This window comes from Streptomyces sp. NPDC030222, from assembly GCF_055573115.1.
In genome coordinates, this window is the sequence record NZ_JBVICA010000018.1 from 103,771 (window position 1) to 126,506 (window position 22,736).

Sequence of the window (22,736 nt, forward strand, 5' to 3'; positions counted from 1 at the left end):
GCCCCGATCATGCCAAACGGAAGGCGGTTGGCCCAGACCCCCTGGGACCGGCCGCCTTGACCGAACGTGCCCCCTTTTAGGGGCACTTGGCGGCAATCACCCCACTTGGGGCTCGACCACCCATTCCCCTTTGCGCAACACGCCCTTGAGGGCGAAACCGGCGTCCAGGACCACCAGATCGGCGTCCTTGCCGGGCTCCAGGGAGCCCACCGTGTCGTACACGCCGAGCAGCCGCGCCGGATTGACCGAGATCGCCCGGACCGTGTCCTCGACCGACAGGCCGTCCACGGTCACCGAACGCCGGAAGGCCCGGTCCAGGGTGAGGGTGGAGCCGGCGATCGCGCCGCCCTCGACGAGCCGCGCGACCCCCTCGGTGACCTCGACCTCCAGGGGCCCCAGCAGATAGCGGCCGTCCCCGAAGCCCGCGGCGTCCATCGCGTCGGTGATGAGCGCGACCCGGTCCGCGCCCGCGTGACGGAACGCCAGTTCCAGGGCGGCGGGGTGCAGATGGGTGCCGTCGTTGATCAGCTCGACGGTGACCCGCTCGTCCTCCAGCAGCGCCGCGATCGGCCCGGGGGTGCGGTGGCCGAGCGCGGGCATGGCGTTGAACAGGTGGGTGGCGACGGTCGCGCCGGCCTCGATCGCCTCGACGGTCTGCTCATACGTCGCGTCCGTGTGCCCGATCGCGGCGATCACCCCGTGCTCGGTGAGCAGCCGCACCGAGTGGAGGCCGCCGGACAGTTCGGTGGCCAGCGTCACCATCTTCGCGGTGCCGCGGGCCGCGTCGACGAGCTTGCGGACCTCGGCCGGGTCCGGGGCGCGGAGCAGCTTCTCGCTGTGCGCGCCCTTGCGGCAGGGTGAGATGAACGGCCCCTCGAAGTGGATGCCCGCCAGGTCGCCCTGCTCGACCAGCTCCGACAGTTCGCCCGCCCGGTGCACGAGGAAGTCCATCTCGCCGGTGACGGTGGACGCCACCAGTGTGGTGGTGCCGTGCTGCCGGTGCGTGGCGATGCCGCGGAGGACCTCCTCCATGGTGCCCGAGGTGAAGGAGGCGCCGCCGCCGCCGTGGTTGTGCATGTCGACGAAACCGGGGACCACCCAGTGCCCGGACAGGTCGACGACCGGGGTGCCGTCCGGCGCGCTCCCGGCGATCCGCCGGCCCTCGACGATCACCCGGCCGTTCTCGGCGACCCCGGTGGGCAGTACGACCCGGGCGCCGGAGAGCACCATGCTTGCGGCCATCAGGCGGATACCTCCGTGGGTGTCGTGGAACGTGCGGCCTCCGCGGCCTCCGCGGCCTCCGCGGGCCCGCGCGACGAGCCGTCCGGCACCGGCCCGCCCCCGGACGCCGGGGCGTCCGTGGCGTCCGGGCCGTCCGGGCCGTCCGGACCGGGGTGCGTCGCGAGGAGGTCCAGGGCGAGCAGCCCGGCGCCGAGGCAGCCCGCGGTGTCGCCGAGCTCGGCCGGGACGATGCACGGGGGGCTCTGGAAGGTCACCCGGGCCTCGACGGCGATCCGCAGGGGCGTGAACAGGGTTTCCCCGGCCTCGGCGAGCCCGCCACCGATGACGAGGGTGCCGGGGTCCAGCAGGGTGAGCGCGGTGACCAGGCCGTCGGCGAGCGCGTCGACGGCATCGCCCCAGACCTCCGCCGCCCGCGGGTCCCCGGCCGCCACGGCCGCGGCGCAGTCCGCCGCGCCGGCCTCCGGGTCGCCGCTCGCGGCGGCCCAGGCACGGGAGACGGCCGACGCGGACGCGAGGGTCTCCAGGCAGCCGCGCTGCCCGCAGCCGCACTCGGGACCGCCGGGGCGTACGACGATGTGGCCGATCTCGCCCGCGCTCCCGTGCGCCCCCGCCTCGATGCGCCCGTCGATACCGATCGCGCCCGCGATGCCGGTGCCGAGTGCCACGAAGAGGAACCGGTCGGCGTTCCGGCCCGCTCCGACGCGGCCCTCGGCGAGGCCTCCGGTGCGTACGTCGTGGCCCAGGGCGACGGGGATGCCGCCCAGCCGGTCGCGGAGCCGGTCGCGCAGCGGTACGTCCCGCCAGCCGAGGTTCGCCGCGTAGACGGCGATGCCGTGTTCGGTGTCGACGATGCCGGGCACCGCGACGCCCGCCGCGGCAGCGGGCTCGCCGAGGTGCTCCTCGCCGTACGCGCGCAGCTCCGCGGCGAAGCCGAGGACCGACTCGACGACGGCGTCGGCGCCCCGCTCCCGCCCGGTGGCCCGGCGGGCCCGGTGGAGCAGCGTGCCGTCCGCCCCCACCAGGGCGGCCTTCATGCCGGTGCCGCCCACATCGAGGGCGATGACGTGTCTCACGGGAACAGTTTCACCTGCCAACGGCAACAGGTCTAGTCCACTCGCGGGATCGGGGTGTGTGAGTGCTTGGCGATGGGGCCGAGAAGGCTGTTGTGGAAGTGATATCCAATGGTGTAGACCGCACTCCTCGATTTGTAGGAGAATCACACCTCATGCCGAATGTGGATCAATAGAGGGTGGTACGGGCTGTGCATCGGCGCATGGTGGTTCTGACCGCGGCGATGAGCGCGCTGGGGATGGCGGCGACGTTGTCGGGCTGCGGGGGCGAGAGCGGCACGGGGGACGTCACCCTCAGGCTCGTCGCCGCCGACTACGACCTGAACGGCGGGGACTCCACGAAGGAGTACTGGAGCGACCTCGTCGCCGCGTTCGAGACGAAGAACCCCGGCATCGAGGTCGAGGTGGACGTCCGCTCCTGGGACACCGTCGACGCCGACGTGGCGAAGATGGTCGCGGACGGACAGGCCCCCGACATCGCGCAGATCGGCGCGTACTCCGACTACGCCGCCGAGGACAGGCTCTACAGCGCCGACAGCCTGCTTTCGGTCACCGTGCAGAGCAACATGATGAGGCCGCTGGCCGAGGCAGGCGAGCTCCGCCGTATGCAGTACGGCATGCCGTTCGCCGCGAGCACGCGACTGCTCTTCTACAACAAGGACCTCTTCAAGAAGGCCGGTGTCCCGAAGCCACCGGAGACCTGGAACCAGCTCCAGGCTGCCGCGAAGAAGCTCAAGGCCGAGGGTGTGAAGTACCCGTACGCGCTCCCGCTCGGCAGCGAGGAGGCCCAGGCCGAGACGATGATGTGGATGCTCTCCGGCGGTGGCGGCTACACCAACACCAGCAACGCCTACATGATCGACTCGCCGTCGAACATCGACACCTTCAAGTGGCTGAAGGACGAGCTCGTCGACAAGGAGCTGACCGGACCCGTCGCCCCGGGCAAGCTCAACCGCATCAAGGCCTTCGAGGAGTTCGCGAACGGTGAGGTCGGCATGCTCAACGGGCACCCCTCGTTGATGCAGCAGGCCGTCAAGAAGGGCGTCGACGTCGGGATGGTGCCGCTGCCCGGCCGCGAGGGCCAGTCCAAGGTGACCATGGGCGTCGCCGACTGGATCATGGGCTTCAAGCAGAACGGCCACCGCAAGGAGATCGGCCTGTTCCTCGACTTCGTCTTCCACGACGAGAACGTCATCGCGTTCGCCGACAAGAACGACCTGCTGCCGCCCACCATGACCGCCTCCCAGGAGATGGCGAGCGAGCCCCGGCACAAGGACCTCCGCGCCTTCCTGGAGGCCCTGCCGGCGGCCGAGATCTACCCGGTCGGCAAGACGTCCTGGCCGCAGGTCAGCGAGACCGTCAAGAAGGAGATCGGCAAGGCCGTGGAGCCGGGGGCGAGCCCGGCGACCGTCCTCGGCGACATAGCCCGCAAGGCGGAGGAGGCCGAGTCCGCCGAGTGACCCGGGCGGTGTCGGCCCCGGGGGATAGGTTGCCCGTATGACTGACCACTCCGGGGCCGGCGAAGGGCCGTCCGAGCAGGAGCGGCTGCCCGAGCGGGAGCGGTCGCCCGAGGAGGGCCGGTCGCCTGAGAAGGGCCGGCCCCCCGAGGAGGAGCGCTCGCCCGAGCAGGCCCGGCCCCCCGCGCCGGACCGGCTGCCCGAGCACGCGCTCGCCGTGCTCGCCATGGAGCGCCGGTCCTGGTCCGGTGCCGGAGCCAAGGAGCGGGCCGTCCGGGAGACCCTGGGGATGTCCCCCACGCGGTACTACCAACTGCTGAACGCGCTGCTCGACGATCCGCGCGCACTGGCCCACGACCCCGTGACGGTCAACCGCCTGCGGAGGGTCCGGGAGGCGCGAAGGGCCCGGCGCTGACCTCCTGAAGGTTCTCCGCCCCGTTCGGCGGAGCACCTGAGCACGGCGGGGTCGCGCCGGTAGGGTCGAGGCATGGGCAGCACAGCGCACGTGCCGAATTCACTGCCGACGCCCCGCACCGCCGCCGGGCGGGACGGGCTCGCCGCCATCCTGGACCGCGCCGGCCGGACCGTCGTGGGACTGGACTTCGACGGGACGCTCGCGGAGATCGTGCCCGACCCCGAACAGGCCCGCGCCCACGCCGGCGCCGTGCCCGCGCTGCGGGCACTCGCCCCGCACGTCCAGTCGGTCGCCGTGATCACCGGCCGGCCGGCCGGCGTCGCCGTGCGGTACGGGGGATTCGCGGGAGTGCCGGAGCTGGAACACCTCGTCGTGCTCGGCCACTACGGCGCCGAGCGCTGGGACGCCGTCAGCGGCGCCGTGCACGCCCCCGCCCCCTTCCCCGGCGTGGCCGCCGCCCGCGCCGAGCTGCCGGGCGTCCTGGAACAGCACGGGGCCTGGCCCGGCACCTGGATCGAGGAGAAGGGCCGCGCCGTCGCCGTCCACACCCGGCGCGCAGCCGAGCCCCAGGCCGCGTTCGAGGCGCTGCGCGGACCGCTGGCCGAGCTGGCGGTGAAGCACGGACTGGTGCTCGAACCGGGCCGCATGGTGCTGGAACTGCGCCCGCCGGGCATGGACAAGGGCGTGGCACTGGAGGAGTACGTCCGCGAGACCGGCGCCGAGGCGGTCCTCTACGCCGGCGACGACCTGGGCGACCTCGCCGCGTACGCCGCCGTGGACAAGCTCCGCTCGGACGGACTCGCCGGTCTGCTGGTCTGCTCGGGCACCAACGAGGTCCCCGAACTGGCCGAGCGCGCGGACCTGGTGCTGCCGGGTCCGGCAGCGGTGGCCGCCTTTCTGTCGGACCTGGGCAAGACCCTCGCGTCCCGGCCGGCCTGACCGGACCCGGCATCCGCCTCGGCCGGCTCCGGGGGCTGCCGTCCCTCCCTGTGGGGCCGCTGCGCCCCGCCGCGGTCCCGGGCCGGCCTGCCCGACGCGCGGGCACGCGAGCCCGACGGTCTCGTGGTTCGCCGGCCGGTGCGGCCACGACCACCCGGGGCTGCCCCCGGGGAACTATCAGCCGGTGCCCCGCCTGAGCGCGTCCAGTTGGTCCAGGAACCACTTCTGCGGCGGCAGCGCGGTCGCCGCCGCGGCGAGGCGCTTGGTGCGTTCCGCGCGTTCGGCGTCCGTCATCGTCAGCGCCTCGTGGAGGGCGTCCGCGGTCCGGGAGACGTCGTACGGGTTGACCGTGATCGCGTCCTCGCCGAGGTCCTCGTGCGCGCCCGCCTCGCGGGACAGGACCAGCGCGCAGCCGTTGTCGGAGACCACGGGGATCTCCTTCGCGACGAGGTTCATGCCGTCGCGGATCGGGTTGACCAGGGCGACGTCCGCCATGCGGTACGCGGCGAGGGAGCGCGCGAAGTCGTCCTTGATGTGCAGGACGACGGGCGTCCAGGCGGTCGTGCCGAACTCGGTGTTGATCTCGGCGGCCAGCCGGTACACCTCACTGGTGTAGTCGCGGTAGACCGCGAGGTCCTGGCGGGAAGGGTAGGCGAGGGCCACGTGCGTGACCCGTTCGTGCCACTCGGGGCGCCGCAGGAGTTCGCGGTAGGCGAGCAGGCCGCGGACGATGTTCTTGGACAGCTCGGTGCGGTCGACGCGGACGACGACCTTGCGGCCCGGCCCGGTCTGCTCGCGCAGTTCGGCGAGGCGGTGCTCGACGTCGGCCTCGCGGGAGCGCCGCCGCAGGAAGTCGCCGTCGGCGCCCAGGCCGTGCACCCCGATCCGGGTGCCGGCGGGGATGCCGGGCCCGAGGACGGTGTGGCAGCAGTCGGTGAACGCGTCCGCCCAGCGCCGGGTGAGGAACGCGGCCCGGTCCGCGCCGAGGATGCCGCCGAGGAGCTGGGCGGCGATGTCGTCGGGCAGCAGCCGGAAGTACTCGGGCGGCGCCCAGGGCGTGTGCGAGAAGTGGCCGATCGTCACGTCGGGCCGACGCTCCCGGAGCATCCGGGGCGCCAGCGACAGGTGGTAGTCCTGGACGAGGACCGTGGCGCCGGGTGCCGCCTCCTCGGCGAGGGCTTCGGCGAAGGCGCGGTTGTAGGCCTCGTACGACGCCCACCGGCGGCGGAAGCCGGCGTCGAAGACCGGCTCCACGGGCGTCTGGTAGAGCATGTGGTGGACGAACCACAGCACCGAGTTCGCGATGCCGTTGTACGCGTCGGAGAACACGTCCGCGTCGATGTCCAGCATCCGTACGCCGGGCTCGCCGGCCCCGCGCCGTACGGCCTCCTGGTCGGCGTCGGACAGGGCGGCGCACACCCACACCGAGTCCGCGTCGGAGCCGATCGCGGAGAGGCCGGACACCAGCCCGCCTCCCCCGCGCCGGGCGTCCAGCGAGCCGTCGTCGCGAAGTGCGTACGAGACCGGACCGCGGTTCGATGCGACAAGTACCTGAGCGGAACGCTTGGCGGCCATGGTCACGAACCTAGCCAGAGACGGAAACGCTCAAACGTACGGGCGACAACCGGGCGAAAACGCATCGGTGCGCCCCCGTGTCGTCCCGCTAGGCGGCCCGGCTGGCCGCATACTCCGCGATCTCCGCCATGGGCGGGCGCTCCTCCGTGTCCACGGGGCCGGTCCGCGGGACGAAGCCCTCGGCCGAACGTTCGAACTGGGTGAGCACGGGCCGCACCAGGTGGGCCCGGGAGAGCCGCAGCTGGGCGGTGCGGTAGATGGCGGCGGCCATCCGGCCCAGCGCCTGGTCGTCCTGGTGGCGGTGGAGCCGTACCCCGACGTCGACCTGGGCGAGCGCGTCCAGGCCGGCCGTGTGCAGCGCGTCCACGAGGAGTCCCAGTTCCACGCCGTAGCCGACGGGGAACGGAAGCCGTTCGAGCAGGGTGCGGCGGGCCGCGTACTCGCCGCCGAGCGGCTGCACGAAACCGGCCAGGAGCGGCCAGTGCAGATTCAGCAGGGGCCGCGCCACGAGTTCGGTGACCCGGCCGCCCTGGGCGGCGACGCCGCTGCCGACGAGGTCGTCGAGCGGCCGGTCGTACATCGCCTTGACGAACTGCACGTCCGGGTCGGTGAGCAGCGGGCCGACGATCCCCGAGACGAAGCGGGCCGAGAAGTCCCGCAGGTCGGCGTCGATGAAGCAGACGATGTCACCGCCGGTCACCAGCAGCGACCGCCACAGCACCTCGCCCTTGCCGGGGACGGCGGGTATGCGGGGGAGGATCGCGTCCCGGGGCACCACCCGGGCGCCCGCCGCCTCGGCGACCTCGGCGGTGCGGTCGGTCGAGCCGGAGTCGATCACGACGAGTTCGTCGACGAACGGCACCCGCTCCATCAGTTCGTGGCGGATCACGGTGACGATGTCGCCGACCGTGGCCTCCTCGTCGAGCGCCGGCAGCACCACACTGACGGTGGTGTTCCGCTTCGCCGCGAGCAGTCGGTCCAGCGGGCGGTCGGCCGCCGACCAGGAACGGCGGGCCAGCCAGCGCTCCACCTCTTCCAGCACGTGGTCTCCATCTCGCGGTTCGGACGGCCGTCTCAAGCCGCCGGGGGTTCGGTTACAGTCTTGAACAACGGCGACGGCCACCGCACTCCGGGGTCGTCCCGCCGACAATCGAATACCGCTCATCCAGAGGGGCAGAGGGACACGGCCCGTTGAAGCCCCGGCAACCCTCCAGCCGCCACGCGGCGGCAGCTGCCACGAAGCTGCCGCGGATCCATGCGAGGCCCGGCTAGGGAAGGTGCCAATTCCGTCTCGTGGCGAGATGCGCCGCGGGGAAGATGAGGAGAAAGGGCCTCGCCATCATGGCTGCGCAGACTGTTGCCACCACCACCCGTCCTGTGGACCTCGGACCCGCTGCGGCGCTGTCGTGCCGTGAGTGCGGCGAGCGTTTCGCCCTCGGTCCGATTTTCGCCTGCGAGCTGTGTTTCGGCCCCCTGGAGGTGGCCTACGACCTTCCGCTCGGCGACCCCGAGTCCCTCCGCAAGCGGATCGAGGCCGGTCCCGCCAGCATCTGGCGGTACGCGCCGCTGCTGCCCGTCCCCGCCGACGTCGCCGAGAAGCCGAACCTGAACCCCGGCTTCACCAAGCTGGTCAAGGCCGACAACCTCGCCCGTGAGCTGGGCGTGACCGGTGGACTGTACGTCAAGGACGACTCCGGGAACCCGACGCACTCCTTCAAGGACCGTGTGGTCGCGATCGCCGTCGAGGCCGCCCGCGCCTTCGGCTTCACCACGCTCTCCTGCTCCTCCACCGGCAACCTCGCCGGCGCGGTGGGCGCCGCGGCCGCCCGGGCCGGCTTCAGGTCCTGCGTGTTCATCCCGCACGACCTGGAGCAGGGCAAGGTCGTGATGGCCGCGGTCTACGGCGGCGAGCTCGTCGGCATCGAGGGCAACTACGACGACGTGAACCGCTTCTGCTCGGAGCTGATCGGCGACCCGGCCGGCGAGGGTTGGGGCTTCGTCAACGTGAACCTCCGCCCCTACTACGGAGAGGGCTCCAAGACCCTCGCGTACGAGATCTGCGAGCAGCTCGGCTGGCGGCTGCCCGACCAGATCGTCATCCCGGTCGCGTCCGGCTCCCAGCTGACGAAGATCGACAAGGGTCTCCAGGAGCTGATCAAGCTGGGCCTGGTGGAGGACCGGCCGTACCGGATCTTCGGCGCGCAGGCCGAGGGCTGCTCCCCGGTGTCGGTGGCCTTCAAGGCCGGCCATGACGTGGTGCGGCCGCAGAAGCCGGACACCATCGCCAAGTCCCTGGCCATCGGCAACCCGGCGGACGGCCCCTACGTGCTGGACATCGCCCGCCGTACCGGCGGCGCCGTCGAGGACGTCACCGACGGGCAGATCGTGGACGCGATCAAGCTGCTGGCCCGTACCGAGGGCATCTTCACCGAGACGGCGGGTGGCGTGACCCTGGGGGTGACCCGGAAGCTGATCGAGGCGGGGGTCCTCGACCCGTCGCTCACCACGGTCGTCGTCAACACCGGTGACGGCCTGAAGACGCTGGACGCGGTGGAACCGACCACCGGTATGTCCGCCGTCATCCGCCCCAACCTGGACTCCTTCCGAGAGGCTGGCCTCGTATGAGCGTCACTGTCCGCATCCCCACCATCCTGCGCACCTACACCGGCGGCCGGGCCGAGGTCCCGGCCGAGGGGGCGACTCTCTCCGAGGTCATCGAGTCCCTGGAGAAGGATCATCAGGGAATTGCCGCGCGCGTCCTGGACGACCAGGGGAAACTGCGCCGCTTCGTGAACGTCTACGTCAATGACGACGACGTGCGTTTCGAACAGGGACTGGAGACCGCGACGCCCGACGGCGCCAACGTGTCGATCATTCCGGCGGTGGCCGGCGGCTGCTGAGCCACCGTCCGGTGCCGTCCCGATGACTGCGCAGAGTCATCGGAATTGCCCCCTCCGCGAGAGAAGCGGAGGGGGCAATTCTGTAGGGTTGGCCGCGATAGAGTGAGGGAAGCCGGGTTCTCCGGCCATAAGAAGGCGCTCAAGAAGACGCCCAAGATGCCGCCTTGATGGCGAGGCGAATTGCCGGTTGGGCCCCGTTTTGCCCGGCCCGAGTTGCCCCGGAACATCCAGAAATTCACGGAATTCTCCCTTCCGTCGCACGCAGATTTCTCGTCCGATTGACCTGTTGCAGACGGCAGTTGGACAGATACATTCAGGCGCGGTCGACGCTGTTCCGGCAGCACGCCCCCTCGTGTCCGGGGGGGAGGTCTGACCCGGGTCCGCGAAGTGCGGTCCTGTGCAAGGGCCAGTAATAGGGGAGTTAGGCATGGCTCAGGGCACCGTCAAGTGGTTCAACGCGGAGAAGGGGTACGGCTTCATCGCGGTCGACGGTGGTGCGGATGTTTTCGTCCACTACAGCGCGATCCAGATGGACGGGTACCGCACCCTTGAAGAGGGCCAGCGGGTCGAATTCGAGATCTCGCAGGGTCAGAAGGGGCCGCAGGCGGACATGGTCCGCGTAGCCGGCTGAGAAGCGCCGACTGACTGCAGCAACGTGTCGGAGGGCCCGTACCCACAGTGGGTGCGGGCCCTTCGGCGTACGGTCGCGTCCGAGGGGCCCGGGTTGCGAGAGCCGCTTGCACTCTCCTAGTGCGAGTGCTAATCATTGGCGTTAGCACTCTGCAGGTGAGAGTGACAGACGAAGGACCGGGTCGGTGAGGCCCGCGGTCGTGTGGGGCAAGGAACCGCACGGCATGCAGGCCGTCCGTCGCGGGCGCCAGCGCGGTCCGGAGCAATCCTCCCCCGTCGCCACGGCACGGGGAGACATCCCAAGTCCGGGAGGACCACTTCACATGGCCAAGATCATCGCGTTCGACGAGGAGGCACGGCGCGGTCTCGAGCGCGGGATGAACCAGCTCGCCGACGCCGTCAAGGTCACCCTTGGCCCCAAGGGCCGCAACGTCGTCCTCGAGAAGAAGTGGGGCGCCCCCACGATCACCAACGATGGTGTGTCCATCGCCAAGGAGATCGAGCTCGAGGACCCGTACGAGAAGATCGGCGCCGAGCTGGTCAAGGAAGTCGCGAAGAAGACGGACGACGTCGCCGGTGACGGCACGACGACCGCGACCGTCCTGGCCCAGGCCCTGGTCCGCGAGGGCCTGCGCAACGTGGCCGCCGGCGCCAACCCGATGGCTCTGAAGCGCGGTATCGAGAAGGCCGTCGAGGCCGTCTCCGCCGCCCTGCTCGAGCAGGCCAAGGACGTGGAGACCAAGGAGCAGATCGCCTCCACCGCCTCCATCTCCGCCGCCGACACCCAGATCGGCGAGCTCATCGCCGAGGCCATGGACAAGGTCGGCAAGGAAGGCGTCATCACCGTCGAGGAGTCCAACACCTTCGGTCTGGAGCTGGAGCTCACCGAGGGCATGCGCTTCGACAAGGGCTACATCTCGGCGTACTTCGCGACCGACATGGAGCGCATGGAGGCCGTCCTCGAGGACCCCTACATCCTCATCGTCAACTCCAAGGTCAGCAACGTGAAGGACCTCCTTCCGCTGCTGGAGAAGGTCATGCAGTCCGGCAAGCCGCTGCTGATCATCGCCGAGGACGTCGAGGGCGAGGCCCTGTCGACCCTGGTCGTCAACAAGATCCGCGGCACCTTCAAGTCCGTCGCCGTCAAGGCCCCGGGCTTCGGCGACCGCCGCAAGGCCATGCTCGGCGACATCGCCATCCTCACCGGTGGCACGGTCATCTCCGAGGAGGTCGGCCTCAAGCTGGAGAACGCCGGCCTGGACCTGCTGGGCCGCGCCCGCAAGGTCGTCATCACCAAGGACGAGACCACCATCGTCGACGGTGCCGGTGACAGCGAGCAGGTCGCGGGCCGTGTGAACCAGATCCGCGCCGAGATCGAGAACTCCGACTCGGACTACGACCGCGAGAAGCTCCAGGAGCGCCTCGCGAAGCTGGCCGGCGGCGTGGCCGTCATCAAGGCCGGCGCCGCCACCGAGGTGGAGCTCAAGGAGCGCAAGCACCGCATCGAGGACGCCGTCCGCAACGCGAAGGCCGCCGTCGAGGAGGGCATCGTCGCCGGTGGTGGCGTGGCCCTGCTCCAGGCCTCCCAGGTCTTCGAGAAGCTGGAGCTCGACGGCGACGAGGCCACCGGTGCCAACGCCGTGAAGCTGGCCCTGGAGGCCCCGCTCAAGCAGATCGCCGTCAACGGTGGTCTCGAGGGCGGCGTCGTCGTGGAGAAGGTCCGCAACCTGGCCGTCGGCCACGGCCTGAACGCCGCGACCGGCGAGTACGTCGACATGATCGCCGAGGGCATCATCGACCCGGCCAAGGTCACCCGCTCCGCGCTGCAGAACGCCGCGTCGATCGCCGCGCTGTTCCTCACCACCGAGGCCGTCATCGCCGACAAGCCGGAGAAGGCCGCCGCGCCTGCCGGTGGCGGCATGCCGGGCGGTGACATGGACTTCTGATCCGGCCCATCCGGATCGGACACCGTCCATCACACCGAGGGCGGCACTCCGCAAGGGGTGCCGCCCTCGGGCGTTTCCGTGTGCCGACCGCAGAGGCGCGCGAAATCGGCTGCCTCGCAGGGGGTTTGGGATCCCGGAGTCCGAACGCGGAGGTATTGACTCCGGGGTCAATTCACAAACTCGTCACGACTCCCCCATAAAACCCGAGTTCATGCGAGGATTCCCTCCCCCCGGTCCGTCCGGGACCGGGTGACAAGGGGATGCATAGTGAAGCAAAAGACCTTGAGAGTCACCGTCGGGGCGGCGGCGGCCGTCGCCCTGTCCGCGGTGCTCCTGCCGATCGCGGCCGGTGACGCGACGGGCAACATAGCGGGGGAAGCAGCCGAGAAGTCCACGGTGGACGCCACGACGAGGGATTCCTTCGGACGTCTCGCCCAGGCGGTCCTGACACAGCGCACGGCGGCCGTCGTCGAGACCGGGCAGGCGCGCAAGGCTCCGCTGCGCGAGAGGAAGATGGGCCTCTCGTCCAGGGTCTCCCGCGCCGAGGACTCCGGTCTGTCGGAGCTCCAGGCCCGCAAGTCGCGGCTCTCCGCCCTGGGTGAGGCGTACACCAAGTCCGACACCCAGACCGCCGTGGACCGGGTCAAGGTCAACGGCCGGCACATCACCGTCCAGCTCACCGAGACCACGACGCTCACGTACAAGAGGATCCGTGGCGACGAGCCCACGACGACCGGCTTCACCGCCCACCACGAGGTGAACTTCCTGAGGTCGGCGAAGGGCTCGTGGGAGCTGACGAACATCAAGTCCAAGGACGACGGCCCGGGGGCCATCAACCAGCCCAACCCGAAGCCGCCGGTGAAGATGACCGCGGGCAGCCACCCCAGCGCTCAGCGCGCCTCCACCTCGTGGCCCGCCCCGCGGAACAGCAAGACCCAGGGAACCTCCGGTTACGACTACCGGGCCATGGCCGCCTACGCGGAGAAGTACTGGCGGAACTACAACCCGGCCTACCGCAAGTTCAACGACCAGGGCGGCGACTGCACCAACTTCGTCAGCCAGGCGCTGAAGGCGGGCGGCTGGAAGCACGACACAGGCCGCTTCGACGACTACACCAACTGGTGGTACGACACGTCCCTCGGACAGACGAACTCGTGGGTCGGGGCCGACGACTGGTCGTGGTTCACGCTGTACTCCAAGCGGGCGACCAACCTGGACAACGTCTACCAGCTGGGCATCGGCGACGTCCTGCAGATGGACTTCGACAAGGACGGGTCGAAGGACCACACCATGATGACCACGTACCGGAGCAGGTACGGCGTTCCGTACCTCACGTACCACTCGACCAACACGTACCGGAAGTCGGTCGCGAGCATCATCGCGTCCTACCCGAACGCCGCGTACTACGCCTACCGTACCTGACGGTACGCCACGGCGGTCCGCCCGGCCCCTGATGGGCCGGGCGGACCGCCGTCGTGCGTACGGGCCCGGCCGCGGCGCCGGCCCGGCGCCGCCGTCACGGAATGGCCGGAGATCGCCCTATCGAGCCGGCCGTGCGCGTCCATACCATTCGATCGCTCCCGGCGGCCGGAAGCCGGAGAAATGGTTGACGCGTACACGACATTGTCCGGATCGATCCACCGTTCGACCGCTCCACCGATCCGACGATCCACCGGTCCGCGGTGGTCGACGGATCCCTCCCACGCCTTCGGTCTGTGACGGCCCCCGCGTTCGCGGGCGGCCGCACCCCCCATCCCCAACCCATGTGCACGGATTGGAGAACCATGGCTGGTGGACTGTTCCTGAGCGGCGCCGTCGCCGCTCTCGTCGGCTCCCTAGTTCCCGCGAGCGTCCCCACGGCGATCACCGACCCGCCCCCGGACAAGATCGTGATCGAGATCGCCACGGTCAACGGCTCCGGCTGTCCCGCCGGCACGGCGGCGGTGGCCGTGTCGCCCGACAACACGGCGTTCACCGTGACCTACAGCAACTACCTCGCCCAGGTGGGCGGCAACTCCGACCCCACCGCGTTCCGCAAGAACTGCCAGCTCAACCTCGTGGTGCACGTGCCGCAGGGCTTCACCTACGCGATCGCCGCCGCGGACTACCGCGGTTTCGCCTCCCTCCAGCCCGGCGCGAGCGCCACGCAGAAGGCCTCGTACTACTTCCAGGGCTCGCCGAACAACGCCGTCCGCACCCACACGTACCGCGGTGCCTACAACGACAGCTGGCAGGCGACGGACACCACCGACTGGGCGCAGCTCGTCTGGGCCCCCTGCGGTGTGAAGCGGAACTTCAACATCAACACCGAGCTGCGGGTCAACGCCGGTACCTCGAACCCGTCCAAGGTCAGCTTCATGGCGATGGACTCCACCGACGGCGACATCAACACCGTCTACCACATGGCGTGGAAGGAGTGCCCGAAGAAGTAGCCGGGAACTCGGCCCGGAACGACAGCAGAGCCCCGCTCTCCGGAACGGAGGGCGGGGCTCTGTGAGTTCGGTGCCGTCAGTGGGACACGGCCTGCCAGAGGGCCATGGCCAGGGCGGCGCAGGAGGTGAGCGCGGCCAGGGACGGGAGCGGCCAGCGGGCGCGCTCCAGTGCGTCGAGCCGTTCCTCGTGCTCGCCGAGCGTCTTGTCCGTCTGGTCGGCGCGCTGGAGGAGCAGGGCCAGGTCGCCCCGGGTCGTGGCGAAGCCGACGTCGACGGACCGGCGGAGCCGTTCCAGTTCGACGGCCACCCCCGTGCCCTCAGCCGTCGCCATGGGCCGTCTCCCCCCTGCGGAGCCAGGACGGCAGGACGCGCTCCACGGCCGGTACGGACATCAGGCGGCTGACCGCCCCGGCCACCGCGACCAGCGCGGCGAACGCCGGCAGGTCGGCGACGGCGGGCTCGTCGGCGAGCAGGGGCAGCGCGGCGAGCAGGGCGAACAGGACCTGCACGGTGGTGCGCAGCGCTCTGCGCGTGGGTTCGTTCATGGTGGTGCCTTCCGCGTTGCGGTGGGTGCTCAGGTGGCGCGGGGAACGCGCAGCCGGTCCCAGCTGACGCGTCCCGGAATGCCGTCCGCGTCCGCGCCGGAGTAGCCGAGCTTGCGCTGCCATGCGGCGTACGAGGCCCGGTCGGCCTCGGTCCACTCCGGGCCGGGGCCGACCGTGTACCGGCCGCAGCCCTCGGCGACCAGACGCCTGCCGACCGCCGTGATCAGCGGGCTGCGACGGCCCGGGACGAAGAACGCGGCCCCGGGGAACGGCTCGTACGACGGCTGCGGGGGCTGCGGCGGCTGGGCGGGACCGGCCGGGCCGCCGCGCAGCCGGGCGGCGACGCGGCCGCGCATTCCGGCCATCGAGAACGACGGGTCGATCTTGCGGCGGGTCCACTCCTTGTGGGCGACGACGCTCTCCGACGGCCAGCCGTGGGCACGGCATATCGCGGCCGAGAGCCGCTCGACGGCGTCGAGCTGGGCGGCCGGATACGGGTCGCGGCCGTTGCCGAGGTTCTCGATCTCGAAGCCGTAGAAGCGGGCGTTGCCGTCGACGGCGTCGGGGCCGGGGCGGGTGGGCACGGCGGCGTTGCGGCGGACGGCGTCCAAGAGGGCCGCGGAGCCGTCGCCGGCGTGGTTGGTACGGCCGAACCCGACGAGATGGACGGTGCCGTCCTTGGCTATGAGCCCGATGCAGAGCGGGCCGGGCAGGTCGGACATGCCGGTCCGGCAGAGCGAGAGGCTGTCGGTGCCGGCGGTGTGGTGCAGCATCACCCCGTGCACCGGGCCCCAGGGTCCCTTGTGGTTGCGGTTGTGGTTCTTCCAGTTCGTGTGCTCGCGGACGCGGACGCCCTCGGCGCGCAGGGCGCGCAGGAAGGCGTCGGCGGACAGGGGTGCGGCCATGGGATTCCTCCTCGGCGGCGGTTCGGTGGTTCGGTGGTTCGGCTGGGCGGTCGGCCGTGACCCGGACCGCCGGCGTCAGGGGATGGGGTCGACCCGGATGTAACGGGTGTCGAAGTAGGCCGTGTTGCCGCTCGCGCCGGACCGGTACGCGGCCGTGGCCGTGTGCACCGTTCCGGCCACCAGACCGGTGACCATGAACTGCGTCGCGACCGAGGTGCGGTTGGTCGTCGTCACCACGGCGGCGCGGTCGTCGCTCGCGGCGAGGATCAGCGTGCCGCTCGCGTTGCGGACGTTCGCCGAGATGTACGCCGCCGCGGCCGTGGACGAACGGGTGTAACTGCCCAGCGAGATGAGGGCCTGGCCCGAGGCGGGCGCGGTGAAGGTCGCGGACAGGGCCCCGCCGGAGGAGTTGTTCAGGCCTTCGCCGTAGGTGAGGGACACGGTGTCGCCGTCGTCCACGTTCACCTTGAACACCGGCACGGGCGCCACCGGCACCCAGGCGGAGCCGGTGTAGTACATCATCCGGCCCGGGTTGCCGATCCAGGCGAGCATTCCGGCGACGGGCGCGGTGATCTTGGCGTCGCGGGCCGCCGCGTCGGCGAAGCGCAGGACGGTCCGGCCGTCGACGGCGTCCGCGATGCCCTTCAGGTGCGCGGGCAGGTCGGCGGGGTCGGACGGCTGGGGGTAGGGCAGTCCGCTCAGGGGCGTGTACTGGATGGTCATGCGAGCTCGTCCTCCTTGGATGCGGTCGGTTCGGCGGGGCCGGCGTCGACGGGAATGGTGGCGCCGGGCTCCGGCGGGGCCGGGGGACCGGCCGGAACGGGCGGCGGACCCGGCTCGACCGTGACGGTGGTCAGCAGGGTCTCGGGGTCGGGCGCCGGCAGTCCGCCCCGTACGCCGAGGAAGCCGGCGAGCGTCTCGGCGACCGACTCGGCCACGCTCTCCGCGAGCAGATCGAGCTGCTCCCGCCCGAGGGTCACGGGCACGGGGGCCTGCGGAGCCGGTTCCTGGGGTGCGGGCTCGGCGGGTGCGGGTGTAACGGTCTCCGTGGATGCCGGCGGCGGGGTCCCGGCGGTTGCGGTTCCTGCGGTACCGCTCTCCGCGGCCGGATCCGCTGTGGGTACAGCCGTGGCGGGCTCGCCCTCGCCGCCCGGGCTTTCGGAAGCCGGAGGGGCCGCGCCGGATTCGGCCGTGGCGTCCGCGGTGGCGTCGGGCGTGGCAGCCTTCGCGGTGTCGCTTGTGGTGGCGTTGGCCATGGGGGCGGTTGCGCCGTCGGCGGTGCCGGGCGTGGCTTCCTCCGGGGTGGCGTTGGCCGTGGCGTCGGCTGTGCCGCCGACGGTGGCGTCGGGCGTGCCGTCGGCGGTGCCGTCAGTCGAGTCGGCCGTCATGTCGGCCGTCGTGTCGGCGGACCCGGGCTCCGCCGGGATGCCGAAGCCGAAGGCGAACGGCTTGGGGGCCGGGGACGCGGCCGGGGCCCCGGTTTCCTCCTCCGGTGCGCCGGGGTCCGCGTCCGGTGGTGGCGCGGCCGCGGCCATGGTGTCAGACATGCGTGTCCTCCTTCACTTCGCGCCAGGTGGAGTTGGCCTCTGACAGCGCCGCCAGCGTCGGGTGGGCGGTGGCGACCGACGCGTAGTCGGCGAACAGGCCCGGCGGGGCGGGCACCACGGGGGCGTCCGGGGTGAGGCCGGTGTCGGCGGGGACACCGTTGGGGCTGGTGCCGCGCAGGCTGAGGGTCTGCTGCACGCCCCCGTCGGGTGACGCGGCGGTGCTGATGCCGACCACCCAGGCGAGCGTGTCGAGGACGGCCCCGCTGGAGTCCTGGACCCGTACCACGTCGCCGAGCTGCACCCGCGGGTCGTACAGCACCTGTACGTCGGCCAGCACCGGCACCGGGTACTCGCCCGCCGCGCGCATCGCGTCCGCGAGCTGCTGTGCGGCGCGGGTGTCCTGCACCCAGTCGCTGGCCTCGCCGTAGAACTCCTGGCGGCCGTAGAAGCGTTCGCTCACGCTGCCCGGCTGGTAGGAGACCGCCTGCCGTTCCTCCGGGTCGCGGTCCGCCTTCAGCGTCACGATGCGTATCGACGGCTTGCCGTCCTTGGTGATCGTGTAAAGCCTCTGCGCTGTGCGGTTGGTGAGCCGCAGGACGATCCGTCCGTCCTCGCGGCGGACCATCGCCTCGACCGCGCCCTTCACGGCGGTGGCGCCGTCCGCGAGCTTGGCGGCGACCCGGAAGCAGGAGCCCAGGGTCACGACCGAGTCGTCGTCGGTGTCCGGCGGGCCGATGTCCAGCTCGCTCTCGTCGAAGACGTACGAGACGGTGAGCGAACCGTTCGCGGGGATCTCACGGATCACCGTGTCGTTGACGACCGCGCTCTCCGCGATCCTGGCCGTCGACCAGTCCTTGGCCGGCTGCACGCAGAAGTTGCGGCAGGCGTCGATCTCCTCGGTGAGAGTCAGCGAGGCGATGTCCCGGACGGTGGTCAGTGTCAGGTCCGGTGCGGTCGGCGGGGTGGCGAACCGGGTGAAGTTGCGCCAGCGGAACATCCCCCGTTCGTCGATCTCCGCCGTCGACATGCCGGCTTTGGCGATCTGGCTGATCGCCTCCCACTGTGACCCCGACACCTTGGGGACGACGGTCAGAGGCAGGATCGCGTCGTCCAGTTCGGCGGTCTTCGTCCAGGCGCCGGTGCGGGCGAAGTCCGTCTCCGAGGGGATGGCGGTCAGCCCGGAGGTGACCTGGACCCCTTCGGTCGCCATGGCGGTGATCAGGCGGACCTTGCGCAGCTCCGACGAGACCTGCTGGCCGGTGCCCGCCGGCATGGTGCTGGCGGTGCCGACGAAGTGCGTGCCGTCCGGGGCGGTGAGGCGGGGCTGGACCACCGGCTGGACGGTCGTGTCCGTGCCGCGCAGGTCGAAGAACGCGCCGATGTGCCAGACACCGCGCTGCGTCTTCATGGCGGTCCAGCTGTTCCACAGGAAGGAGTGGGCGGTGTTGCCGGTGCCCTCCGAGCCCAAGCGGACCGTGCCGGCTGCGAAGTCGGCCTCCATGTACAGGGTGCCGACGGCGCTGCCGGAGCGGTTGAGCTCCAGTTCGAACCGCGCGGTGTCACCGATGCCCAGCGCGGTGTTCACGTACGCCTCGACGAAGAGGGTGCTGCCCGGGCAGGTGACCCGGCTGCGCGGGAACCACGACATGGTCACCCCGCGGTCACCGACCGGGGCGCCCTTCGGCAGCAGTGCCATCTCGTGCGGCGCGCCGGTCCTGGTCCAGGTGTAGTGCCGCGGGTCGGGCAGGTCCTCGGGCATCCCGTACGGGGTGGCGAAGCCTCCGTGCAGGGTCGCGTGGACCAGGGACAGCGGCTTGCCCGCCTCGAACTCGGGCGCGCGGGGCGGCGGAGAGGAGTGGATGCCGGCCTGGCGGAGCAGTTCGTCCACGCACCAGGTCGCGGTCGCCACCGGACGCCGCCAGTACAGACCGGTGTACGGGCGGGGCAACTGCGCCGGGCCGCGCAGCCGTTCCGCGCCGTCGAGGGCGGTCAGCTGCACGCTGTCGGAACCGGATGCGGCCGAGCGGGTGCGCAGGGTTCCGCGGAACCCGGGCAGGGCGGCGCCCCCGCCGACGGCGGACTCGTGCACCACCGACTGGCCTGGCCGGGCCGTGTCGCCGGTGCCCCGGCCGGCCCACGGCGAGTACAGCTCGGGCGCGGGCCGGCCGCCGGTCCCGGAGAGCTGGAGCTGGAACTGGGCGGCGGAGCTTCCGGAGAAGGCCCGCATCGCCGGGGGCAGGTCCGTCGCGTAGGAACGCTCCAGCTGCCAGGACTGCACCTGCGCGGTGACGTCCTTGCCGCCGAGCCGGGTGGTGTGGGTGACGGTCCGCTCGCCGGCGGCGAGTGCGTCCTTGGTGACGCCGTCAGCCGGCTGCATGGGACACCTCCACCAGGTCGACGCCGATGTTCCGGTACGGCTGGGGCCGGCCGGGCGCGTCGCTGTAGCCGGTGATCGCCATGGCCGGCAGGCCGTCACCGGGGACGTCGGCCTCGGCGGTGCCGCTGTAGGTGAGGCAGGCCCCGGCGAGCGAGTGCGTCCCGGCGGTGCCCGGGGTGGCGCACGGCGTGACGTACGCGGCGCCGGCCGGGACGGTTCCGGCGACCTGGGCGCCGGTGGCGAAGACGCTGGACAGATAGCCGCCGTCCGCCTTCTTGAAGTCGAACTGCACCTTGACCGTGCCGAGCGCGGCGAAGGCCGTCGGGGCGTGGAAGGAGATGCGCATGCCGGGCGCGACCGGGAAGTCGTTCCAGCCCCTGGCCTGCCAGGCGACCTTGCTGGTGGCGTCGTCGGCGGTGAAGGAGAACGTTCCGGGTGCGGTCGCGGATTCGACGACGGTGCCGTTCGCGGACACCTTGAACCACTGGTTCAGCCCCGCCTGGCCCCGGTCGCCCGTCCCCGCGGCCTGCCGCGGGTCGAGTGCGTTGCCCGACGCCGGGTCGATCAGCACCAGGGGGCCGGGGCCGTCGATCCGCCGGGCCAGCCGGTCGAGGAGGCGGGCGTGCCGGGGCGCCAGCAGGTCCCAGCTCAGTTTGACGCGTCGTACGGGCGCGGGGGTGCGGGTCAGGGTGACCCGGCCGCCCAGGGACTTGAACTCGCTGACGCCGAGTTCGGCGGAACGGTCGAAGCTCTTGGCGGCCTGGTCGATCTCGTACAGGGCCCCCGGTTGCCCGATCCAGAGATTGCCCATGGGATTCACCTCGTTTCACTGCAAGGGAAGGAGCCGGCCGCGTCGGTGTCGCGGCCGGCTCCGGGGTGTGGTCTGGGGGCGGCTAACGGCGGGCGAGCTGGCGCTGGCCCAGGAACACGGCGCGGGCGATCGTCTGGGAGTCGACCTTCACCACGACCGGGCGGTCGGCCAGCGCCTCGACGGCGGAGGCGAGCCGCCGCAGCTCCGGTGCGGAGCCGACCATGCCGCGCAGCTTGCTCAGCGGGATCACGGCCTCCGGCTCGCCGGCCTCCGCGACCAGCGCCAGCGTGCCGCCGGACTTGGCCGGCACGATGCCGCCCTGCGCGAGGGCGGGGACGGGGATGCGGGGGATGTTGAAGCCGAAGCTCTTGCCGCCGATGACCGGGACCCAGTCCGGGACGGAGAACTTCACCCGGTTCACCGCGCCGATGAGGAGGTTGAGGCCCTTCACCATCATCTGCGTGGGGAAGAGCATCATGTTGGCGACGCTCTTGAAGAGCGGGCCGAGAAACCTCGCGGCGGCGGCGGACGCGTTCTTGATGCCGTTCCAGGCGGCGGTGAGGCCGCGGGACAGCAGCTTGCCGACCTTGTCCATGTCGACGAAGCGGGCGATCAGCGGCGCCAGCAGGGCCATGATGAGACCGAACGGGTTGGCTGCCATGACGAGGTTGAGGCCGCGCTGGGCGAGCGACGCGCCCTTGAGCCCCTTGCTCAGGTTGCCCATGGACTTGCCGCCCTTGTCGGCGTTCTTGCCCGCCTTTCCGACGGACTTCTCCACGGCGTCGGACTGCCGCTTGACGTCCTGGAGCGACTTCTTCGCCTTGTCCGCGGAGCGGCGGAGCCTGTCGAGGGAGGACTTGAGCTTGTCGGTGCCGCCACGGGCCTTGGCCATGGAGCCGTCGGCGGTGCGCACACCGGTGTTGAGCTTGCGGACGGCGCTGTCGCCGTTGTTGGCCGAGGTCCGCAGCCTGCCGACGGCGCTGCCGGCGCGGTCGGCGGAACCGCGGAGCCTGCCGATAGCGGTATCGGCCTGGCCGGCGGCGGTCTTGATCTTCCCCACGGCGCCGGATGCCGAGCCGGCGCCCTGCTGGATCCTGCTGAGACCGGACGCGGCCTGGCCTGCGGCCGTTCGCAGCCGACCGAGTTGGGAGACCGCGGTACTGAGTTTCTGGTTGAGGGCCATGGATCACTCCAAGAGGTCGGTGCGGTGCGTCAGAAGCGGGAGTCCAGGCGGGCGATCTCGTCGTAGAGACGACGGACCTCGTCGACGGCGCGGCTCGCGACCTGCTGGGCGTTGTTGATTCCGCCGGCCTGCTGGGACGTGACCCGGCTCATGGTCGACTTGTCGGCCTTGCGGCGGAGCTTCTGGTTGACGTCCCTGGTCAGATCCGTGATGCGCGTATGGGCGCGCGCTGCGATGTCCTTGGTGCGGGTATGGGCGCCGCGCAGCCGGAGCAGCTGGGAATCGAGATCGACGATGTCCCTGCGGTCATTGTCGATGTCGTGGCGAAGCTGCTCCGGAAGGAGCCTAGCCCGCCTGTCGAGGATGTCGTTGATGATGTTGAACTCTTTGCCGTATAGCTTCACTCCGAGGGATGCGCCGGTGAGTTCCCCGCTGAAGCCGGTTGCGGCGCCGGTGGCGCCGTAGGCCGTGGCCACGCCCCCCACGCCTTCGACCTTGCCGTATCCGTGCTCGCCCTTGTACTGGAAATCCTCGACGGGGAACTTCTCTTTCGGCGGGTTCTCGAGTTTCTCCACCCGGGACGTCAGACCGCCCACCCCCACGCTCGATTTCAGGGAGGCGACGAATTCCTTGTTGGCTGGGTTCGAGTCGAGTTTTCCGTCCAGGCCGAGATCGGTCCTGATCTTCTTGAGGAATTCCGGTGAACTGGTGTAATCACGTATTTCTTTGCTGGTGTCCGGCATGTAGACTCCTGGGTCCGAA

At 71.1% G+C, this 22,736-nt stretch carries 22 protein-coding genes and 1 riboswitch; of the genes, 9 read left to right on the forward strand and 13 right to left on the reverse strand.

Annotation, left to right across the window (positions count from 1 at the left end):
• Positions 1-96: 96 nt before the first annotated feature.
• Both nagA and ACZ4Z5_RS24370 read right to left on the reverse strand, forming a co-directional pair.
• Positions 97-1,242 (reverse strand): N-acetylglucosamine-6-phosphate deacetylase, encoded by a 1,146-nt coding sequence (gene nagA, locus ACZ4Z5_RS24365; RefSeq protein ID WP_468266135.1) that lies wholly within the window; start codon positions 1,240-1,242, stop codon positions 97-99.
• On the reverse strand, positions 1,242-2,315 hold the full coding sequence (locus ACZ4Z5_RS24370; RefSeq protein WP_468266137.1) for an ROK family protein: 1,074 nt from the start codon (positions 2,313-2,315) through the stop codon (positions 1,242-1,244). Before ACZ4Z5_RS24370 ends, nagA begins: the two co-directional genes overlap by 1 nt.
• Positions 2,316-2,515: 200 nt before the next feature.
• On the opposite strand from ACZ4Z5_RS24370, the gene ACZ4Z5_RS24375 reads away from it, so the two are divergent.
• The 3 genes from ACZ4Z5_RS24375 (at position 2,516) to otsB (ending at position 5,123) form a co-directional block, all read left to right on the forward strand.
• On the forward strand, positions 2,516-3,772 hold the full coding sequence (locus tag ACZ4Z5_RS24375) for an extracellular solute-binding protein (RefSeq protein WP_468266139.1): 1,257 nt from the start codon (positions 2,516-2,518) through the stop codon (positions 3,770-3,772).
• Between the two features lie 193 nt (positions 3,773-3,965).
• Complete coding sequence (locus tag ACZ4Z5_RS24380; RefSeq protein WP_468266252.1) at positions 3,966-4,184, forward strand: DUF3263 domain-containing protein; 219 nt, start codon at positions 3,966-3,968, stop codon at positions 4,182-4,184.
• A 72-nt stretch (positions 4,185-4,256) separates the two neighbouring features.
• Positions 4,257-5,123: a trehalose-phosphatase gene (otsB, locus tag ACZ4Z5_RS24385; protein WP_468266141.1), complete on the forward strand. Its 867-nt coding sequence runs from the start codon at positions 4,257-4,259 to the stop codon at positions 5,121-5,123.
• Between the two features lie 177 nt (positions 5,124-5,300).
• On the opposite strand, the gene ACZ4Z5_RS24390 is transcribed toward otsB, so the two are convergent.
• Positions 5,301-6,698, reverse strand: a complete 1,398-nt coding sequence (locus tag ACZ4Z5_RS24390) for an alpha,alpha-trehalose-phosphate synthase (UDP-forming) (RefSeq protein WP_468266143.1) — start codon at positions 6,696-6,698, stop codon at positions 5,301-5,303.
• A gap of 88 nt (positions 6,699-6,786) precedes the next feature.
• Positions 6,787-7,740 carry a glucosyl-3-phosphoglycerate synthase gene (locus tag ACZ4Z5_RS24395; protein ID WP_468266145.1) on the reverse strand — a complete coding sequence of 318 codons (954 nt, stop codon included), beginning with the start codon at positions 7,738-7,740 and terminating at the stop codon, positions 6,787-6,789.
• 116 nt (positions 7,741-7,856) lie between these two features.
• Positions 7,857-8,022: riboswitch (SAM riboswitch) on the forward strand.
• 17 nt (positions 8,023-8,039) lie between these two features.
• On the opposite strand from ACZ4Z5_RS24395, the gene thrC reads away from it, so the two are divergent.
• The 6 genes from thrC to ACZ4Z5_RS24425 all read left to right on the forward strand — a co-directional run bounded on the left by thrC (position 8,040) and on the right by ACZ4Z5_RS24425 (position 14,606).
• Complete coding sequence (gene thrC / locus ACZ4Z5_RS24400; protein WP_468266147.1) at positions 8,040-9,323, forward strand: threonine synthase; 1,284 nt, start codon at positions 8,040-8,042, stop codon at positions 9,321-9,323.
• Positions 9,320-9,598, forward strand: coding sequence for a ubiquitin-like small modifier protein 1 (locus ACZ4Z5_RS24405; RefSeq protein WP_468266149.1), 279 nt, complete (start codon positions 9,320-9,322; stop codon positions 9,596-9,598). Before thrC ends, ACZ4Z5_RS24405 begins: the two co-directional genes overlap by 4 nt.
• A gap of 427 nt (positions 9,599-10,025) precedes the next feature.
• Positions 10,026-10,229, forward strand: a complete 204-nt coding sequence (locus ACZ4Z5_RS24410; RefSeq protein ID WP_003986833.1) for a cold-shock protein — start codon at positions 10,026-10,028, stop codon at positions 10,227-10,229.
• A 322-nt stretch (positions 10,230-10,551) separates the two neighbouring features.
• Positions 10,552-12,174 carry a chaperonin GroEL gene (gene groL, locus ACZ4Z5_RS24415; protein ID WP_468266151.1) on the forward strand — a complete coding sequence of 541 codons (1,623 nt, stop codon included), beginning with the start codon at positions 10,552-10,554 and terminating at the stop codon, positions 12,172-12,174.
• Positions 12,175-12,456: 282 nt separating this feature from the next.
• Positions 12,457-13,596 carry an amidase domain-containing protein gene (locus tag ACZ4Z5_RS24420; protein WP_468266153.1) on the forward strand — a complete coding sequence of 380 codons (1,140 nt, stop codon included), beginning with the start codon at positions 12,457-12,459 and terminating at the stop codon, positions 13,594-13,596.
• Positions 13,597-13,958: 362 nt separating this feature from the next.
• A complete protein-coding gene (locus ACZ4Z5_RS24425) occupies positions 13,959-14,606 on the forward strand; it encodes a DUF4360 domain-containing protein (protein WP_468266155.1) in 648 nt (215 codons plus the stop codon).
• 76 nt (positions 14,607-14,682) lie between these two features.
• Here ACZ4Z5_RS24425 and ACZ4Z5_RS24430 read toward each other — a convergent pair whose 3' ends face one another.
• The 9 genes from ACZ4Z5_RS24430 to ACZ4Z5_RS24470 form a co-directional block, all read right to left on the reverse strand.
• Positions 14,683-14,937: a hypothetical protein gene (locus ACZ4Z5_RS24430; RefSeq protein ID WP_468266157.1), complete on the reverse strand. Its 255-nt coding sequence runs from the start codon at positions 14,935-14,937 to the stop codon at positions 14,683-14,685.
• Complete coding sequence (locus tag ACZ4Z5_RS24435) at positions 14,924-15,151, reverse strand: hypothetical protein (protein ID WP_468266159.1); 228 nt, start codon at positions 15,149-15,151, stop codon at positions 14,924-14,926. The genes ACZ4Z5_RS24430 and ACZ4Z5_RS24435 overlap by 14 nt, the downstream gene beginning before the upstream one ends.
• A gap of 29 nt (positions 15,152-15,180) precedes the next feature.
• Positions 15,181-16,056, reverse strand: a complete 876-nt coding sequence (locus tag ACZ4Z5_RS24440; RefSeq protein ID WP_468266161.1) for a peptidoglycan-binding protein — start codon at positions 16,054-16,056, stop codon at positions 15,181-15,183.
• A gap of 75 nt (positions 16,057-16,131) precedes the next feature.
• Complete coding sequence (locus ACZ4Z5_RS24445) at positions 16,132-16,779, reverse strand: hypothetical protein (RefSeq protein WP_468266163.1); 648 nt, start codon at positions 16,777-16,779, stop codon at positions 16,132-16,134.
• Positions 16,776-17,603, reverse strand: a complete 828-nt coding sequence (locus ACZ4Z5_RS24450) for a hypothetical protein (RefSeq protein ID WP_468266165.1) — start codon at positions 17,601-17,603, stop codon at positions 16,776-16,778. The genes ACZ4Z5_RS24445 and ACZ4Z5_RS24450 overlap by 4 nt, the downstream gene beginning before the upstream one ends.
• Complete coding sequence (locus tag ACZ4Z5_RS24455) at positions 17,596-19,980, reverse strand: hypothetical protein (protein ID WP_468266167.1); 2,385 nt, start codon at positions 19,978-19,980, stop codon at positions 17,596-17,598. The genes ACZ4Z5_RS24450 and ACZ4Z5_RS24455 overlap by 8 nt, the downstream gene beginning before the upstream one ends.
• The gene (locus ACZ4Z5_RS24460) at positions 19,967-20,791 is read right to left on the reverse strand and encodes a hypothetical protein (RefSeq protein ID WP_468266169.1); all 825 of its coding nucleotides are present in this window, start codon (positions 20,789-20,791) and stop codon (positions 19,967-19,969) included. The genes ACZ4Z5_RS24455 and ACZ4Z5_RS24460 overlap by 14 nt, the downstream gene beginning before the upstream one ends.
• A gap of 82 nt (positions 20,792-20,873) precedes the next feature.
• On the reverse strand, positions 20,874-21,974 hold the full coding sequence (locus ACZ4Z5_RS24465; RefSeq protein WP_468266170.1) for a hypothetical protein: 1,101 nt from the start codon (positions 21,972-21,974) through the stop codon (positions 20,874-20,876).
• Between the two features lie 29 nt (positions 21,975-22,003).
• The gene (locus ACZ4Z5_RS24470) at positions 22,004-22,717 is read right to left on the reverse strand and encodes a hypothetical protein (RefSeq protein WP_468266172.1); all 714 of its coding nucleotides are present in this window, start codon (positions 22,715-22,717) and stop codon (positions 22,004-22,006) included.
• Between the last annotated feature and the right edge of the window lie 19 nt (positions 22,718-22,736).

Excerpts from the sequence above, each read along its gene's own strand:
- nagA (WP_468266135.1), bottom strand. The coding sequence starts at position 1,242 with ATGGCCGCAAGCATGGTGCTCTCCGGCGCCCGGGTCGTACTGCCCACC.
- ACZ4Z5_RS24375 (WP_468266139.1), top strand. The coding sequence starts at position 2,516 with ATGGTGGTTCTGACCGCGGCGATGAGCGCGCTGGGGATGGCGGCGACG.
- otsB (WP_468266141.1), top strand. The coding sequence starts at position 4,257 with ATGGGCAGCACAGCGCACGTGCCGAATTCACTGCCGACGCCCCGCACC.
- ACZ4Z5_RS24390 (WP_468266143.1), bottom strand. The coding sequence starts at position 6,698 with ATGGCCGCCAAGCGTTCCGCTCAGGTACTTGTCGCATCGAACCGCGGT.
- thrC (WP_468266147.1), top strand. The coding sequence starts at position 8,040 with ATGGCTGCGCAGACTGTTGCCACCACCACCCGTCCTGTGGACCTCGGA.
- ACZ4Z5_RS24405 (WP_468266149.1), top strand. The coding sequence starts at position 9,320 with ATGAGCGTCACTGTCCGCATCCCCACCATCCTGCGCACCTACACCGGC.
- ACZ4Z5_RS24410 (WP_003986833.1), top strand. The coding sequence starts at position 10,026 with ATGGCTCAGGGCACCGTCAAGTGGTTCAACGCGGAGAAGGGGTACGGC.
- groL (WP_468266151.1), top strand. The coding sequence starts at position 10,552 with ATGGCCAAGATCATCGCGTTCGACGAGGAGGCACGGCGCGGTCTCGAG.
- ACZ4Z5_RS24425 (WP_468266155.1), top strand. The coding sequence starts at position 13,959 with ATGGCTGGTGGACTGTTCCTGAGCGGCGCCGTCGCCGCTCTCGTCGGC.
- ACZ4Z5_RS24430 (WP_468266157.1), bottom strand. The coding sequence starts at position 14,937 with ATGGCGACGGCTGAGGGCACGGGGGTGGCCGTCGAACTGGAACGGCTC.
- ACZ4Z5_RS24435 (WP_468266159.1), bottom strand. The coding sequence starts at position 15,151 with ATGAACGAACCCACGCGCAGAGCGCTGCGCACCACCGTGCAGGTCCTG.
- ACZ4Z5_RS24440 (WP_468266161.1), bottom strand. The coding sequence starts at position 16,056 with ATGGCCGCACCCCTGTCCGCCGACGCCTTCCTGCGCGCCCTGCGCGCC.
- ACZ4Z5_RS24445 (WP_468266163.1), bottom strand. The coding sequence starts at position 16,779 with ATGACCATCCAGTACACGCCCCTGAGCGGACTGCCCTACCCCCAGCCG.
- ACZ4Z5_RS24450 (WP_468266165.1), bottom strand. The coding sequence starts at position 17,603 with ATGTCTGACACCATGGCCGCGGCCGCGCCACCACCGGACGCGGACCCC.
- ACZ4Z5_RS24455 (WP_468266167.1), bottom strand. The coding sequence starts at position 19,980 with ATGCAGCCGGCTGACGGCGTCACCAAGGACGCACTCGCCGCCGGCGAG.
- ACZ4Z5_RS24460 (WP_468266169.1), bottom strand. The coding sequence starts at position 20,791 with ATGGGCAATCTCTGGATCGGGCAACCGGGGGCCCTGTACGAGATCGAC.
- ACZ4Z5_RS24465 (WP_468266170.1), bottom strand. The coding sequence starts at position 21,974 with ATGGCCCTCAACCAGAAACTCAGTACCGCGGTCTCCCAACTCGGTCGG.
- ACZ4Z5_RS24470 (WP_468266172.1), bottom strand. The coding sequence starts at position 22,717 with ATGCCGGACACCAGCAAAGAAATACGTGATTACACCAGTTCACCGGAA.